Annotated in this window: 13 protein-coding genes; 12 read left to right on the top strand and 1 reads right to left on the bottom strand. The window is 60.4% G+C overall.

Annotated elements, in window-relative coordinates; genetic code table 11:
• Window positions 1–18 precede the first annotated feature (18 nt).
• The 8 genes from FHS09_RS13540 (at window position 19) to FHS09_RS13505 (ending at window position 9,872) form a co-directional block, all read left to right on the top strand.
• On the top strand, window positions 19–2,484 hold the full coding sequence (locus tag FHS09_RS13540) for an aminotransferase class I/II-fold pyridoxal phosphate-dependent enzyme (protein WP_183460765.1): 2,466 nt from the start codon (window positions 19–21) through the stop codon (window positions 2,482–2,484).
• A 61-nt stretch (window positions 2,485–2,545) separates the two neighbouring features.
• Complete coding sequence (locus FHS09_RS13535) at window positions 2,546–2,782, top strand: acyl carrier protein (RefSeq protein WP_183460763.1); 237 nt, start codon at window positions 2,546–2,548, stop codon at window positions 2,780–2,782.
• Window positions 2,783–2,804: 22 nt separating this feature from the next.
• Complete coding sequence (locus FHS09_RS13530; RefSeq protein ID WP_183460761.1) at window positions 2,805–4,493, top strand: AMP-binding protein; 1,689 nt, start codon at window positions 2,805–2,807, stop codon at window positions 4,491–4,493.
• A 53-nt stretch (window positions 4,494–4,546) separates the two neighbouring features.
• Window positions 4,547–4,963, top strand: a complete 417-nt coding sequence (locus tag FHS09_RS13525; protein ID WP_183460759.1) for a gluconate 2-dehydrogenase subunit 3 family protein — start codon at window positions 4,547–4,549, stop codon at window positions 4,961–4,963.
• Between the two features lie 216 nt (window positions 4,964–5,179).
• Complete coding sequence (locus FHS09_RS13520; protein WP_183460757.1) at window positions 5,180–6,796, top strand: GMC oxidoreductase; 1,617 nt, start codon at window positions 5,180–5,182, stop codon at window positions 6,794–6,796.
• A gap of 8 nt (window positions 6,797–6,804) precedes the next feature.
• Window positions 6,805–8,112: a phytoene desaturase family protein gene (locus FHS09_RS13515; RefSeq protein ID WP_183460755.1), complete on the top strand. Its 1,308-nt coding sequence runs from the start codon at window positions 6,805–6,807 to the stop codon at window positions 8,110–8,112.
• Complete coding sequence (locus tag FHS09_RS13510) at window positions 8,109–8,843, top strand: SDR family oxidoreductase (RefSeq protein ID WP_183460753.1); 735 nt, start codon at window positions 8,109–8,111, stop codon at window positions 8,841–8,843. The genes FHS09_RS13515 and FHS09_RS13510 overlap by 4 nt, the downstream gene beginning before the upstream one ends.
• Window positions 8,844–9,053: 210 nt before the next feature.
• Complete coding sequence (locus tag FHS09_RS13505) at window positions 9,054–9,872, top strand: 4'-phosphopantetheinyl transferase superfamily protein (protein ID WP_183460751.1); 819 nt, start codon at window positions 9,054–9,056, stop codon at window positions 9,870–9,872.
• Here FHS09_RS13505 and FHS09_RS13500 read toward each other — a convergent pair.
• On the bottom strand, window positions 9,862–10,320 hold the full coding sequence (locus tag FHS09_RS13500; protein ID WP_281383147.1) for a POT-type proton-dependent oligopeptide transporter: 459 nt from the start codon (window positions 10,318–10,320) through the stop codon (window positions 9,862–9,864). The two genes, FHS09_RS13505 and FHS09_RS13500, sit on opposite strands and share 11 nt — an antisense overlap.
• A gap of 248 nt (window positions 10,321–10,568) precedes the next feature.
• On the opposite strand from FHS09_RS13500, the gene hrpA reads away from it, so the two are divergent.
• From hrpA to FHS09_RS13480, 4 genes are all read left to right on the top strand, one after another.
• Window positions 10,569–14,495: an ATP-dependent RNA helicase HrpA gene (gene hrpA / locus FHS09_RS13495; RefSeq protein WP_183460749.1), complete on the top strand. Its 3,927-nt coding sequence runs from the start codon at window positions 10,569–10,571 to the stop codon at window positions 14,493–14,495.
• Between the two features lie 213 nt (window positions 14,496–14,708).
• Window positions 14,709–15,020, top strand: a complete 312-nt coding sequence (locus tag FHS09_RS13490; protein ID WP_183460747.1) for an HvfA family oxazolone/thioamide-modified RiPP metallophore — start codon at window positions 14,709–14,711, stop codon at window positions 15,018–15,020.
• A 56-nt stretch (window positions 15,021–15,076) separates the two neighbouring features.
• Window positions 15,077–15,931: an HvfB family MNIO-type RiPP peptide maturase gene (locus FHS09_RS13485; protein ID WP_183460745.1), complete on the top strand. Its 855-nt coding sequence runs from the start codon at window positions 15,077–15,079 to the stop codon at window positions 15,929–15,931.
• Complete coding sequence (locus FHS09_RS13480; RefSeq protein ID WP_183460743.1) at window positions 15,918–16,691, top strand: HvfC family RiPP maturation protein; 774 nt, start codon at window positions 15,918–15,920, stop codon at window positions 16,689–16,691. The genes FHS09_RS13485 and FHS09_RS13480 overlap by 14 nt, the downstream gene beginning before the upstream one ends.
• The last annotated feature ends 85 nt before the right edge of the window (window positions 16,692–16,776 follow it).

The raw sequence follows: 16,776 nt of genomic DNA, 5'->3' as shown, positions 1-16,776 counted from the left end.
TTCCATGGAGTGAAAAAAATGTCGAGTGGAACTCCGGCAAATCTGACCTATACCGCGGAGGCCTATACGAGCCTCAGGGAAATTGATAAGCAGCACTGGGATGCTGTATACCGCGGAAATTCCGGCCTGACCTACGATTTTTTGAGTATCGTTGAAGACTCCGGTATCAACAACCTGGAGCACCGCTACCTGCGTTTCTGCACCGATTCCGGCGAGCCGGTCGGCAAAGCGAATTTCTATTCCGTTTCCATGGACTTCTCCACCATGGACCAGACACTGACGCCGGCGGTGAGAAATACGATCAAAGCCTGGTACCCGGATTACCTCACGTTCAAGGTGTATGAAATGGGCATGTTCACCATGATCGGTGACTGCCTAGAGGTCGCCGCAGAGGAGCACTGCGAGGGCGTACTGCGCGCAGCCGCCGAGGACATGATCGAGCGATCCGCGAGCGGAGAGAGCGATTTCCTGTTGATCCGCGACGTGCCGCTCGAAAAATATCCTTTGTACAAGAAAGTGCTGTCGCCCCTGGGATTCTTTCCCACCAGCGGTTTCACCAACGCGGTGATCGAAAATACTTGGCCGAGCTTCGACGACTACCTGGCCTCCCTGAACAGCAAGACCCGGCACAAGTTGAAAACCTCACTGAAAATAGAGGAAAAGTTCGGCATTGAAATCGAGATTACCTCCGATTATGCCCACCTTGCCGAGGAGATGGAGCACCTCTGGATGAAGGTGAACGCCAGGGCGAAGGACTACAGTCGCGAGCAGCTGGACCGGCATTTCTTCCGTGTCTCGGCGGAAACCCTGCACGACAGGAGCGAGATCATTGTGCTGCGCCATGAGGGAAAAATGGTGGGGTTCATGTTCAACCTGATTGGTGAACACGACTACATCATGCTCGATTGGGGGGTGGATTACGATTTTGAGCTCTACGAAAAAACCAGTTTGTACCGCACCGCATCGGTGCTGTCCCTCAAGCGCACCATCGAACTGGGCAAGAAGCGCCTGGAACTGGGCATAACCAATTACACGCCCAAGAAACTGCTCGGTGCCGAGATGCGCCCGCTGATATTTTTTGTGCGCCACAGGGACGATGCCGATATGTCACGGACCCTGGCGCGGATTCTGCTGGAGAGCCTGCAGCACCCGGACGAACTGGCAGTTCCCCAGGGAATGGTCATCGCAGGCAACAGCACTGTCAGCGCCGTCGAATGGCGGGAATACCTGGCCTACGAGCAGGACGTTTTCCCGGCGCGGGACCCCTTCCTGAAAGCCGACCGGCACTTTCAGTTCGATGCCATGAAAATGGCGGGGGTCTACGGCTTCTATCCGGAGTTCACCACGGCACAGGGCTCGGCTATCGATTTCGACGGCGGGCGCGACGTGGTGTTGCTCGGTACGAACTCCTATCTCGGTTTGAATACCCACCCGCGAGTGGTGGAGGCGGCCATCGAGGCCACCAAGCGCTACGGCACCGGCTGCTCCGGATCGCCGCTGCTGAACGGCACCCTGGATATTCACAATGCCCTGGAGCGCGAACTGGCGGAGTTCACCGGCCGGGAGGCGGCGGTGTTGTGCAGCACCGGATATCAGACCAACCTGACCGCGCTCTCGGCCCTCTGCGACGAAAACACCCTGGTGCTTATGGACGAGCGCAATCACCGCAGCCTGTTCGACGGTGTGCGGCTGTCCGGTGCCGAGTACGCCATCTACCGGCACAACGATCCGGAACACCTGGCGCGCATTCTCGGCAGGAATTCCGATCGCAGCTGCCTTGTGGTCACCGATTCCGTATTCAGCATGGAAGGGACCGTCGCCGACCTGCCGCGTCTGTGCGACATCAAGGAACGATACGGTGCGCGCCTGTACGTGGATGAATCCCATGCCTTCGGGGCCGTCGGTGAGGGCGGCCGCGGCCTGTGTGAGCAGGCCGGGGTGCTGGAGCGGGTCGACTTGGTGATGGGCACCTTCAGCAAATCCTTTGCGGCCCTCGGCGGTTTCGTCGCCGGCGAGCGGCGGGTGATTGAATTTATCAAACATACCGGTGGCGGGCACATCTTTTCCGCCAGCCTGCCGCCCGCGGTGGTGGCAACGGTGCGGGAATGTTTGCGCATCGTGCGCGACGAGCCGGAGAGACGTCAGGAACTGCTCGCCAAGGCGCACTACGTCGCCCACCGCCTGGTCGAGATGGGATACCAAGCCGATTTCTGCGGTGTGCCCATAGTCCCTGTGGTGTTCGGCCACTCCGCGCTGGCCCTGGCCGCCTATTGCAAGTTCATGGCGGAGGGGGTCTACGTCAACCCGGTGTTGCCGCCGGCAGTCCCGGAAAACCAGGCGGGCTTCCGCACAAGCTACATGGCCAATCACGACTGGCGGGATATCGAGCGCGCGCTCGCGGTTTTCGAGCGCCTGCGCGGGGACTTTGCCATAGACGAAGAGCGCCCGGACGAAAACGATGCAAGGCTAGCGGAATACGCTTGAAAAGCTGCTCCTGATTTTTCAACTGATAGCCACCAAAACTAACAGACTAGGGAAATGCATGATGAAAGCAAAGATTTTAAAACTGGTAGAAGAAACCGCCCGCTACCCGCAGCGGCTTTCCGGCGAAGCCAGGTTAGTGGAAGACCTGGGAATGAATTCACTGCAGTTCATGCTGCTCATCTCCATGCTGGAGGACGAGTTCGACATAACGATTCCGTCGCATAAGACGGAAGCCATTAAACGGGTGGCGGATTTGATGAAGTTGTTTGAACCCGAGGAACCGCGCAAAGCCAGTTGACCTTTTTCGGGAAAGTAGCCTTATGAAATACGACGATCATAATGTGGATCTGGCCGCGCTCTGGCTGGATATCGCAGCCGACGACCGCGGGTCCATTCGGGTTCACTGCGAGATGCGTAACCGCGTGGTAAAACTGCGCTACGGCAAGCTGGTAACGGCGGGGTGCCTGGCGGCCGAACTGCTGCAGGCGCGGGGTGTGCGCCCGCGCCAACGAGTGCTGCTGTGTGGACAGAACTCCCCGGAGTTCGTTCTCGCCTGGGTGGGGCTGTCGCTTCTCGGTGCCGTACCGGTGCCCCTGCCGCCGAGCGTCACCATGGCCGGCGACGATAGTTTCGCTAACCGCGTGGCGCCGCTGCTGCCGCATCATCAACACTTTGTCTGCCGACGGGAGGACCGCGACCGGTGCAGCGGTTGTGCCGGAGCGGACGCTGTTGAGTTTATCGATATTTGTGCTGCCATGGGCCCTCTCATAGAAGGCTTGGAGCGGGGCCAGCCGGTCCTGCAAGGGGCGCTGGATTCCCGCCTGGAACTCTTGCATACACTTGGCGCGGACGACGAGGCATTTATTCAATACACCTCCGGAAGCACAAGTACACCAAAGGGAATTGTCGTCAGCTACAGGAACATCCTAGCCAATACCACCGCTATCCACCGCGGGAACGGCGCGGTGGCCGGTCGCGACTGCTACCTGACCTGGCTGCCCGTTTATCACGATTACGGCCTAGTGGGAAATTTCCTCAGCGCTCTGTTCAACCGCGTGAACCTGGTTATGGTGCCGCCGATTTATTTCGTCAAAAGGCCGCTGCGGTTCATGGCGCTGGTGGTGGAGTATCGCGCGAACTTTATGTGCATGCCCAATTTTGGCCTGGAAATGATTTTAAAAGCGCTGGAAATCAAGGGCGCCGCGCCCGGCTCACTCGACCTGAGCAGCCTGCGCTGGTGGTCGGTGGGGGCCGAGCCGGTCAGCGCGGATACGCTCGAGCGCGTATCGGAGCAACTGGCCCCCTTCGGACTCGGGGCGGGCGTTCTCTCGCCATCCTATGGTCTGGCGGAGGCCACGGTAGGCGTGTCTATCTCCCTCCCGGGTGAGCTCCATCGGATACACCACATCGGCGACCGCCGGTTGGTTGGCAACGGCCCCCTGATGGACGGATTTGAGATGCAGTTGCGCGACCTGGACAGCAGCGGCGCCGGCCGCCTCTTCCTGCGCGGTGACAGTATGGCGCGCCACGCTTATATCGACGGCGTCAAACAGCGCATTTGCGATGACGGGGGATACGTCGATACCAAGGACATTGCGTGCCTGCGGGATGGCGAGTTGCTGGTGTGCGGGCGCGCCGATGAGATGTTTACCATTCGCGGCGAGAACTACTTCCCCTACGACATCGAAAATGTGGTGCGGCGGGTGTCGCCGCTGGGGGCGCGCCGCGTGGCCTGCTTCGGGGTCTGCCGGGAGGACGGCAGCGGGCCGCGGGTGGTGGTGCTGTACGAGAGCAAGAATACCGGCCGGGAGTTTCATCTGGGGATGCAGAGCCGGCTGCGGGAGCTGATCATCAGCCAGACCGGCTTGCCGGTGGATGAGATCTATGCGGTGCCGGCGCGCTCCATTCCGGTGACGACCAGCGGCAAGGTTCAGCGCAAGCGCGCTGCCAACCTCTACCGGCAGGGCCACTTTGCCAGGGCCGCCATTGTCTGCGATGCCACGGCCTGAGCCGGCGAAGCGCGAAACAGGTCAACTCGATAATCAATAAAAAGGAGACGCCGGTGTCACTCACGCAAGCGCATTTGGAAATAGCCCGTGCCCTCGGGGTGGGCATAGTACCCGCCACCGACACCCCCGGTGCCGCCGAACTGCCGGTGGCGGAGATGATCTTTTCCGTAGCCGCTTCCTGGCCCCGGGAGATGCAGCAACAGCTGGCCGGGAGCCTGGAATTCGTGGATACCCTGTCGCAGAACCTTTTCGGGGAGGGGGTTGCACAACTGGACGCCTACACCCTGGCCACTTTTGTGGAACTGCTGGCGGATTCCGCGGACCTGCGCCCCTTCTGGGTGCCGTTCCGCACCCTGGTGGTACTCAACTACTACGGCCTGCCGGAGGGATACGAGCCGCTGGGCCTGCCGGGACCGAGTATCGACAGTGGCGGTTTTACCGCCGATGGTGAACCGGCCGCAGCGGCCTGAGAGCCTGTTTAGACTCTCGCAGAGAGCTCTCCAAGGCCGGGTGGGCGCAGCTTTCCGGGACCGTATGCGGCATGGATGCCGATTACGAGCATACAAGGATGTATTTAAGCGGGGCGCTCAGTCCGTGTCCTGGAAAGCTGTGCCCTGCCCGGCCCCTACAACGGTCGAATTTTTTGAGACTTAAAACAGGCTCTGAACAAACAAGGATACATTCCCATGCCTGCAACCAGTCCTTTGAAATCAGAATACGATGTCATTGTCGTGGGTGCCGGCGCTGCCGGAGCGGCGTATATCTCCCGTCTCACAGCGGCGGGACTGAATGTTCTGGCGATTGAGCGCGGCCCCTTTTACCGGGACCACTACAACGATTTCTATGAAAGCGAGCTGGCCGTTTTTAACCTGCTGTGGGACAACAACAACTACGGCGTCAGCGGCAAAGCCTTTCGGGGCACGCCGAACCTGGGACGTGCGGTAGGCGGCGGCACACTGGCTTGGACGGCCGTAGCGTTGCGCTTTTTCGAGCGCGATTTCACCTTTGCCAGCCGCTGGGGACGGATACCCGGCAGCAATGTCGCCGATTGGCCCATCCGCCTTCACCACCTCCGGCGCTACTATTCAGAGGCGGAGATTCACATGGGCGTATCCGGGGCCCCCACGGTATGGGATGCCCCGGGAACACCGCCGCCGCCAAATCCCCCGCTTCCCTTGTACCGGGGCTCGCGCCTCTGCCGGGACGCCTTCGAGCGGTTGAATATGAACTGGGCGCCCGGACGCATCGCCGTCAATTCCCAGCCCTACAATGGCAACGGCGCCTGCCTTAATTGTGGCCATTGTCGCGCCGGCTGTCGTATCAATGCTAAATACCAGGCCGACAAGGTACTGATCGAACCGGCCTTGGCCACCGGCTACCTGACCCTGGCCTACGAGTCGGTGGTCACGCGCCTGCGCACTTCGGAGTGTGGGAGGCGCGTGTGTGGAGTGACCTTTGCCGATACCGTTAGCGGGGAATATCGGGATGTGGATGCGCGTTTCGTGGTGGTATGCAACAACCCCATCGAAACACCACGCCTGTTGCTGGCCTCGGCAAATGACGCTCACCCCGGCGGACTGGGGAATCGATACGATCAGGTCGGGCGCAACTTCTTTTGCCACCTGGGGACCATAGGCTACGGCATTACGGAGCAGGATCTGCGCAACAGCATCGGTCACAACATGGGCAATATCATGTCCCTCGACACCTGTGAAAACACTGACAACGGTGACTATGCCGGCGGCTTCACGCTGATGTCCCTACAGGGTGCTGGTGCCGGGGTGGTCGCACTGGACCCGCTGGTAGCCGTCAACGGGGAGCGGCTCAAGGAAAAGATGGCCGCCTACAACAACTCGATACTGATGGTCTCATTCGTCGAGGGGCTGCCTGTAGCCGACAATCGCATAACGCTTCTCCTCGCCCAGTGCGATGAGTTCGGCGTACCCAAGGCGCACGTCCACTATGACTATCACGACAACGACATCCGGGCGCTCGGCCATGCGCAGGCTCGAATGCGGCAGGTACTGCAGGCCGCCGGTTCCAGTGAAACCTTTGTGTCCCCGGAATTTGAATCCCACCCCATGGGGAGCATGCGTATGGGGCGCGACCCCCACGTATCGGCCACTGATCCCTGGGGTAGGGTACATGGCATCCCCAATCTCTATATCGGGGGAGCCTCGCTATTCGCATCGGGCAGCTCGGTCAATCCCACGTTGACGCTCCATGCGCTGGCGTTGCGTTCCGCCGACCACTTGGTGCGGGCGAGTCTATGCAGCGAACCCTTCACCGAGGCAGTCGCATGAACGCCGGGATGCAGGACGTAATAGTGATCGGCGCGGGCCTTTCGGGGCTGGTGGCGGCCCTCGCGCTCCAGCGGGGCGGTCGCCGGGTGCTCCTGCTCGAGCGCCGGACGCGCCCCGGCGGGCTCTGCGGTACCTTTGAGCTGGACGGCTACGAGTACGTTATCGCCTGCAATGACTTCGGCCAGGGATTGGTTGAAATTTTGCGCCAGTTGGAGATCCCTGTCGCATTCGAGTGCAAACAGACCCATGTGCATTATCGCGACCGGGTAATAGTGGCGCCTCTGACGCTGGATTTCGTGCGCCAGCTGGCGCGCGAGCCTCTGCAGCTGGCGCGCCTGGTGCTCGGGGTTTTGCACTACCGGTGGATGACAAGGGACGCGCTCAGCCTGGGTGAGTTTGCCGATCGCTACCTGGCGCCGGGGCTGATATCCGATATCGCCCAATTGCCCACCTACCTGATGGGAGTGCATCCGCGGGATTTCTCCACCAGATACCTGGGCTATGAGGCGCGTTACAACTACGGTTACTCAAGTCCGGCCACGCCCGTGGGCGGTCCCCAGGCCATGGCGGACAGCATGGCCCAAGCATTTCGGGAGCGCGGCGGAAAGCTGTATACCGGCACTGGCGTGAACACCGTCGCTGCTCTGAACGGAAGCTACCAAGTCACTCTCGACGGCGGAAAACAACTGCGGTGCCGGGCACTGGTGGACACCCGGGAAAGGCGTGACGCCTATGCCGAAGATACGCGAACAGGCATCCCGCTGAGCATGCTTTGTTGTGCAGTCGATCGGGACCTTCATTTCCCGCCGCGGGTGCATACGCTGGTGCACTATCCGCCGGACATCAGTGACTGGTTTGGCGACCTGGAGCGGGGCGATTTGCCAAAGAGTTTCGCCTTTCACGTTTTTCGCAGCGACCTGCCGGCACAGAAAAACCATTACACCTTGAACGTATATTTTTACTTGCCCAGGGGGGTCAGATCACCGGGTCCGGGTCAAGCGGAAAAAGTGGAGTCCTATATTTTGCGGCATATAGAGAGCCTCTTGCCCGGCTTCGGCAAGGCGTTGCAATACCGGCGTTTAATTGCCCCGGCGGAGTTTGAAGAGCTGCACGGCATGTCCAGCCGGGTGATGCCCTATATTTGCCGGGAACCCAAACCGGACAACTACGACAGGAAAACCGGCATCTACTATGCTGGGCACAGTGTCTATCCTCCAGGAGATCACGCGGGTGCAGCGGTATTATCCGGACAGCTGGTTGCAAAGCGGCTGCTCGGCGAAAATCCATCTATGCCAATGGAAGGAGCAATTACATGAATATGACGGGGAAAACCGTACTCTTGACAGGAGGGACTTCGGGTATCGGACTGGCGTTGTTGCCGCGCCTGATCGAGCGGGGATGCAGGGTGATCACCTGCGGCCGCGACGGGGCGCGGATCAAGGAGTTGCGCGGATCCAACCCGCAGGCGATTTTCGTCCGGGCGGACATCAACAGTGCCGAGGGAATCGACGCCCTGGCGCAGGCGGTATCGAGCGCGGGTGCGGGGTTGGACATGATCATCAACAATGCGGGCATCCAGCTGGCCTATGAGTTTGTTAGTGACGCGGAGGTCCCGGACAAGATCGATAGAGAGGTGGGTATCAATCTCTGCGCGCAGATGAAGCTGGCACACCGCTTTTTGCCAGAACTGCTGATCCGCCCGGAAGCCGTGATTGTCAACATTACCTCCTGCCTGGCGGTAACACCCAAGCGCAGCGCCCCTGTCTACTGCGCCACAAAAGCGGCCATGCGCAGCTTTACCCGGGCACTGCGATATCAACTGGAGGACAGCACCGTCCGGGTGGTGGAAGTGATACCGCCACTGGTGGCCACGCGTATGACGGCGGGGCGCGACGCCGATACCATCAGCAGCGATGAATTTGCCGAGGAGATGCTCTCAAAACTGGTGCGAGGGGATACAGAGATCCGGGTCGGCAAGGCCCGCCTGCTGATGGGAATATATCGGCTGTGGCCAGCACTGGCCGCACGCATTCTGAAAAACGGCTGAAGAAGATGAGGACAAAGAATGGATAGGCGTGAATTTTTCAAGCACAGTGCTTTTTTCACTTTGCTATTGGCTTCGAAGGGCACTGCTGCACAAGTGGCGCGTAAAGCAAAGAATAATGTGTCTCAGGGGCTTGTCGGTTGTGGCAGCGCCGGAAATGTCGACCTGAGCAGGTACTACCGTCAAAGGAAATAATCGTTTTGAGAATGCCAGGTGCAATATAAAAGCATTTATCCCTTCCTGAGAGAGTTGTTTCCGCTATCGGAGGGCGGGCCGCCCTCGGCCTTTGTCGGGGAGCGCTCCGTAGTTGAGGATGTTGATTTTCCCGGCATATTGGTTGAGGTCCGTTTTTCCCGCGAGAATTTCCGCGATGCCATGTTTGAATTGTTCGGAGTCGACTGCCCGGAATGGCTGAAAGATTCCGCGGCGGGTAGAAAGTCAGAATTTCTGGCGGGAAGAATTGCGGCAAAAACGGGTTTTTCTCGCTTGGTGGGGGAGCGACCTGATTTCAGTTCTGTCCTTTCTTCCTCCGTTAAGAATAGATGTCCTCAATGGAAACCGGGTTTTGTGGGGTCTATCAGCCATACGTCCGATAGGGCCTTTTGTGCTGTCGGTTCAAAACGCGGGTTGCGCTATGTCGGTGTGGATATGGAGGATTGGATTGGCAACGAGGTGATCCGCAATATAGAGAGAAAAATCATAGATCGACATGAGAGGACGGTGATGGAGGAAAGTGGTGCGGCGTATGAAAAGGTGTTCACAGCGGTATTTTCTGCGAAGGAAAGCCTCTTTAAGGCGCTTTATCCTTTGGTGGGCAGATATTTCGGATTCGAAATTGCAAAAGTCACTTCAGTGGATTTAGGCCGAGGTATTTTGATGTTGCAGTTGGAGGAGGGACTCCATCACTGTTTTCCCCGGGGTATGGAGCTGGCTGCTGAAGTATATTTTCAAGCCGGGTATGTCATCACCATTGTATGGGCCGGAAATCAGCTGTCTGCTTTGGTCCCTGACTTCCTGGCGTCTAAGGGTTGAAGTGGCGGGGCGGCATTCCCTCGTGATCCGCGGTGATGCCCACTTCCTCCCTGGTGGAATCCCCTACCTTCAGGTGTACTGCTTCCACACCGTGCATCCAGTCCACCAGCTTCTCGCGTAGGAAATACAACAAGATGCCAGCCCCTATTGCCGCCACGGCCACACCGCCGAAAGTGGCCAGGGGCCCGGTTTCCCCCACCAGCTTGCCGATTTCCGCCGCGCCCTTGTTGGCTATGCCGATAAACGCGAACCACAACCCCATCATCAGGCCCACCCAGATGCTGGCGATCACCGGGGCGAGAATAATGATAAACAGCGGGTTGACCATCTGCAGCCAGCTGGCGGGCATCTCCCAGCCGCCGATCATCAGGTCGGTATTGTACTTCGCGAACAGGTTCATGGAGCCGGCGGCCTGCTCGAAACCGGCCCAGAAGACCACCGTCCACAGCGCGATCTTTCTGTAGGAGCGGCCCCCGGGGACGCCGAGCTCCAGCTCGGCTTGCGGGCCGCAGGCCCGCCGCTGGCTTGCTACACCCTATGGCTCGCAGGGCTGTGCAAATTTGTTTTCGGCAAATTTATCGCGGCCAACGGCCGCTCCTACAACCTACAAACTAGAGGAAGGCGTTATCGAGTTCAGTATAGTTCAGCGCCAAGCGGCTGTTATAATCCGCCGTTTTCGATGATTTTCGGTGCCCGATGAGTGAAGTTGATTCCCTGGCAGAGCAGATCCCCCAATGTATGGGGAGGGACCGCCAGCGCCTGCGCAAAACCCTCGACGCCGTACGCCGGCGTCTGAAAGAGGGCAAGCCGGCGGACCGGATGCTCGCCCAACTGGAGGAGCAGCTGCAGGCCTCGCGGGCGCTGGCGGAGGAGCGGCGGCGGAAACTGCCGGTAGCGCGCTGGCCGGAAGACCTGCCGGTGGTGGCGCGGCGGGCCGAGATCGCTGAACTGATCGCCTATCACCAAGTGGTGGTGGTGGCTGGTGAGACAGGCTCCGGCAAGACCACTCAGTTGCCCAAGATCTGCCTGGAGCTGGGCCGTGGTATTTTCGGCCAGATAGGCCACACCCAGCCGCGCCGCATCGCCGCGCGCACCGTCGCCAATCGCATCGCCGAGGAGCTGGGGCAGCCACTGGGGCAGTCGGTGGGCTACCAGGTGCGTTTTACCGATCAGAGCACCGAGCACACCCATATCAAGCTGATGACCGACGGCATACTGCTGGCGGAAATCCAGCGCGACCCGCTGTTGAACAAATACGACACGCTGATCATCGACGAGGCCCACGAACGCAGCCTCAATATCGACTTCCTGCTGGGCTACCTGAAAACCCTTCTGCCCAAGCGCCCGGACCTCAAGCTGATCATCACTTCCGCCACCATCGACCTGGAAAAATTTTCCCAACATTTCGGCGACGCACCGGTGATCGAGGTCTCCGGGCGCACCTATCCGGTGGATATCCATTACCGTCCGCCGGCGGACCGCGACCAGGATCTCAACGAACAGGTGCTCGCCGCTGTGGAGGAACTGCTGCACGAGGAGAAGTCCAGCGGCAGGAGTGGTGGCCGGCACCCCGGTGGCCGGCACGCCGGTGGCGATATCCTGGTGTTTATGAGCGGCGAGCGGGAAATTCGCGAGTGCCACAAGGTGCTGAGGGACGCACAGCTTCCGCAACTGGAAATACTGCCACTCTACGCCCGCCTGAGCCTGGCGGAGCAGAACAAGGTGTTTCACGGCCACCGCGGCCGGCGCATCGTCCTCGCCACCAACGTGGCGGAGACCTCCATTACCGTGCCCGGCATCCGCTATGTGATCGACCCCGGCACCGCGCGCATTAGCCGCTACAGCTACCGCAGCAAAATCCAGCGGCTGCCGGTGGAGGCCATCTCCCAGGCCAGCGCCAACCAGCGCGCCGGTCGCTGCGGTCGGGTCAGTGCCGGTGTCTGCGTGCGCCTCTACGAGGAGGACGATTTCCTAAAGCGGCCGGAATTTACTGATGCGGAAATCCTGCGCACCAATTTGGCCGCGGTGATTCTGCAGATGCTGCAACTGAAAATCGGCGATATCCGCGACTTCCCCTTCGTGGACCCGCCGGACCAGCGGCTGATCAACGACGGCTACAAATTACTGCAGGAACTGCATGCAGTGGACGACCGCGGGCGGGTGACTCCCCCGGGTCGCGCCCTCTCGCGACTGCCGCTGGACCCGCGCCTCGGCCGTATGCTGCTGGCCGCCGGTGAAAACGGCAGCCTGCGCGAGCTGCTGGTGATCGTCAGTGCAATGGCAGTGCAGGACCCCCGCGAGCGCCCGGCGGAAAAGCGCCAGGCAGCGGACGAAAAGCACAAACAGTGGCAGCACGAGCAGTCGGATTTTCTCTCCCTGGTGCAATTGTGGGATGCATTTGAAACCCAGCGCCAGGAATTGAGCCAGAACCAGCTGCGCAAGTGGTGCCAGAAAAATTTCCTGTCCTGGCAGCGCATGCGCGAGTGGCGGGACATCCACCACCAACTGCGCGTGGCCTGCCGGGAGCTGAAACTGCGCGAAAACCATGAGCCTGCGGACTATCAATCGATACACAGTGCGATACTGCCCGGCCTGCTGGGCAATATCGGCGTGCGCGACGAAAACAAGGAATTCATCGGCTGCCGCAACCGCCGCTTCCATATCTTTCCCGGCTCCGGCCAGTTCAAGAAACCGCCGCGCTGGGTGGTGACGGCACAGTTGCTGGAGACCAGCCGGCTGTTCGCGCACACGGTGGCGAAGATAGAACCGGAGTGGGTGCTGGCCGTCGCGGAACACCTGGTGAAGCGCAATTACTCTGAGCCCCACTACGACGCGCGCAAGGGCCAGGTGATGGCCTACGAGAAGATATCCCTCTACGGCCTGTTACTGGTGGAGAAACGCCGCATTCACTACGGCAAGCTGGACCCGCAGACCGCGCGCGAAGTTTTTATCCGCGAGGCGTTGGTGGAGCAGAAGTACCGAGGCAAAGGAAAATTCTTTCACCACTACGGCGAGTTATTGCGGGAGCTGGAAGACTTGGAGGCCAAGTCGCGCCGCCGGGATATCCTGGTGGACGACCAAGTGATCTACCAGTTCTTCGACGAGCGGCTTCCACAGGATATCGTCAACCTGGCGGGCTTCGAGCGCTGGCGTAAACAGGCTGAGGAAAAAGATCCACAGCTATTGTTCGTCCCCCGGGAACTGCTGATGCAGCACACCGCCACCCATGTGGGCGAGGCGCAGTTTCCCGATACGCTGGTGGCGGGCGGTATCGAATACCCGCTCAGCTATCACTTCGAACCGGGTAGCGCCGCCGATGGCGTGAGTATTCATGTACCGGTGGGTGCGCTGCATCAGGTGCCCGCGGCGCGCCTGTCCTGGCTGGTGCCGGGGCTGCTGCGCGACAAGTGCATCGCCCTGGTCAAGACGCTGCCCAAACAGTGGCGCAAGGTTTTCGTACCGGTACCGGCGGCGGTGGATCGGGCGCTGCCGAAGCTGCAGCCGGACAATACGCCACTGTGGCAGAGCCTGGCGAAGGAATTGCATCGGCAGACCGCGCAGCAGCTGCCGGACTCCGCCTGGGAATCCGCCGAGCAGTCACTTGAGGATTTCTACCGTTTCAATATCCAGGTATTGGACGAGGAGGGCGAGCTGCTCGACCAGGGCCGCAACCTGGGTGAACTGCAGGCCCGCTATAAAGACCGGGTACAAAAGGAACTGGCCAGTGCCGGGGACGACTTCGAACGCGACGGCATTACCCGCTGGGATTTCGGCGACCTGCCGCAGACTCACACCCTGCAGCAGGGTACCCTCAAGGTGCGCGCCTACCCGGCCCTGGTGGAGGGGAAAGACAGCGTATCGCTGAAACTGCTCGACACCCCGGGGGAGGCGCGGCGCCTTTCCCGAGCCGGTATTTGCCGCTTGGCCTTGCTGCACCTGCCGGAACCGGTGAAATACCTGCGCAAGGAACTGCTGCGCGGCAAAGAGTTGGGGCTCTCCGCCGCGGACCTGGGCCGCCGCGAAGAGGTCGCGGACGATATCCTGCTGGCTGCCGCGCGGGAGCTGTTCTGGGCGGATGAAAACTGGCCGCGCAGCGAAGGGGAATTCCTGCGCGCGCTGGAGAAAAGTGTCGATCTGATATCCGTGGCCCAGGAGATTGCGGAGCTGCTGACCAAGGCCTTGGGGCAGCTGGTCCCCCTGCGCAAACAGATCAAGCAGTTGAAGAACCTCGCCGTCGCCATGGCGGTGGGGGATATCCAGCAGCAGTTGAATGGTCTTTTCTATCGCGGTTGCCTGTTCGATACTCCGCTGGAATGGCTGCGCCAATACGGGCGCTACCTCAAGGGCATCGAGCTGCGCCTGGAAAAGGCCGCGCTGGACCCCAACCGCGATCGCCGCCTGCAGGCGGAATACTACAAATCCGCAGAGCCCTACCTGGCCCTGGTTGAGCGCCACTCCCCGCGGGCGCTGGCAGCGGAACCGCAACTGGTGCAGTACCGGTGGTTGCTGGAGGAGTTCCGCATCTCCCTCTTCGCCCAGTCCCTGAAGACCCTAATGCCGGTCTCCGGCAAACGCCTGGGCAAACTGTGGTCGGAAATCGAGCAGGCCGCGCCCCTCGGCTGAAAATATTGTGTCTTTCTGTAAGAATCCGTTTATTCCGGCGACTAACAGCAAGACAGAGTTCACATAACCGGGCAGGCGGCCGAAACCCTCTGGCCATGGCTCTGTCGGATTCGCAACTGTCGTCTTCGCAAAGTCGGTATACTGCGCGGGACGGCGATTTTTAGCGCCGTCGGGCGTGTTTTTCGATAGGGTTACTACCTCAGGAGAATCGTTATGAGCAACAAGAAGAATCTTTCCCCCTTGGCGGCGGCCGTCGGTGCGGCTTTCCTCGCATCCGCTTCCGTAAGTGTGTCCGCCGACAGCAGCGCTAACCCCTTTGCCGCGGAAGAGCTGTCCTCCGGCTACAACCTCGCCATGATGGACGACAAGGGCCAAGAGGGTAAGTGTGGCGAAGGCAAGTGCGGAGAAGGCAAGAAAAAAGAAGGTAAGTGCGGCGAAGGCAAATGCGGCGAAGGCAAGAAGCAGGAAGGCAAATGCGGCGAAGGCAAGTGCGGTGAGGGTAAGAAAGAAGACCCCAGCGCCTGAGGCCGCATCCCGCGGCGGGGCTCTTCGGAGCTCCGTCCGCAACGGGAGTCGCGCTTATGAATAGAAACTACCCGGTAGAGGGCGCCGGCCTGGGGCTGCGCCGCTCCATGATGGGCGAGGAGCTGTTGCCCGGGGCGGTGGATTTTCTGGAAGTGGCGCCGGAAAACTGGATCGGTGTGGGCGGACGGTTCGGGCGCTGGTTTCGCGATTACACCGAGCGTTTTCCTTTCGTGATTCACGGGCTGTCCCTGTCTATCGGCTCGCCGGCGGCGCTGGATCTGGAGCTGGTGAAATCGGTCAGACAGTTTATCCGCCAACACAATATCCGTTGCTACAGCGAACACCTGAGCTACTGCTCCGACCACGGACACCTCTACGACCTGTTGCCCATTCCGTTCACCGGCGAGGCGGTGCACTACGTGGCCGGGCGCATCCGCCAGGTGCAGGACGTGCTGGAGCAGCGCATCGCCATGGAAAACGTTTCCTACTACGCCGCGCCCAGGGTGGAAGGGGAGAGGGAAATGAGCGAGCTGGAATTTCTCAATGCGGTGCTGGAAGAGGCGGACTGCGACCTGTTGCTGGATGTGAACAATATCTATGTCAACTCTATCAACCATCGCTACGACCCGCTGGACTTCCTGTACGGCCTGCCGGCGGAGCGCATCCGATACGCCCATGTCGCCGGTCACTTCGATGAGGCGGATGATTTGAAAGTGGACACCCATGGCGCGCCGGTGATCGATCCCGTGTGGCAGCTGCTGGAGCGGGCCTACGAGAACTTTGGCCCCATACCCACCCTGCTGGAGCGGGATTTCAATATCCCCCCGCTGCCGGAACTGCTCGAAGAGGTGAGACTCATCAGGCAGCGGCAGGCGAATACCGTCGCGGAGCCCCTCCATGCCCTCCGCTGATCGAAGCGCAGAGCCGGCTTTCGGGGAGCTGCAACGCTGTTTCGCCGCCCATCTGCGCGCGCCGGACCAGTGCGCCGCGCCGCCGTCTGTGGAAGACCGGCGCATGGGGATCTACCGCGAGCTGATCTACAACAATATCGAATCCTTCATCAGCGGCGGCTTTCCGGTGCTGCGCAGTCTCTATGCGGATGAGCCCTGGCACCGGATGGTGCGGGATTTCGTGCGCTGCCACGCCTCCCGGAGCCCCTATTTCCTGCAGATCAGCGAAGAGTTTCTGCACTACCTGCAGAATGAGCGGGGACACAGGGAAGAGGACCCTGCCTTCCTGCTGGAGCTGGCCCACTATGAGTGGGTGGAGCTGGCGCTGGATGTGAGTGGAGAGGAATTTCCGGTCGGGCTCGCCTGCAGCGGGGACGTGCTGGCGTCGATTCCGGTGGTCTCCCCCCTGGTATGGAGCCTCAGTTACCGCTTTCCCGTGCATCGCATCGGTCCCGCCTATCAACCCCCGGAGCCACCGCAATCCCCCACATTCCTGCTGGTTTATCGCGATCGCGCCGACGAGGTGGGCTTTATGGAGGCCAACGGGGTCACCGCGCGGCTGCTGCAATTGGCGGGAGAGGGAGAACATTGCGGACGGCAATTGCTGGAGACCCTGGCGGCGGAAATGCGCCACCCGGATACCGCCGCGTTGCTGGAGTTCGGGCGGGAACTGCTGGAAAGGCTGTTGCGTCTGGATATTCTCGCCGGGCTCAAAGTCTGACAATATCGTCACTGTTTCGATCAATTCGATCGAATTTTGCCATCGAATGCTATGCTGGCGAGGGTAGTTTATGGTTCCTGGGGGC

Source organism: Microbulbifer rhizosphaerae (assembly GCF_014191725.1).
In the GTDB taxonomy this organism is placed as follows: Bacteria; Pseudomonadota; Gammaproteobacteria; order Pseudomonadales; family Cellvibrionaceae; genus Microbulbifer; species Microbulbifer rhizosphaerae.
This window is presented reverse-complemented; position numbering and strand designations above follow the sequence as displayed.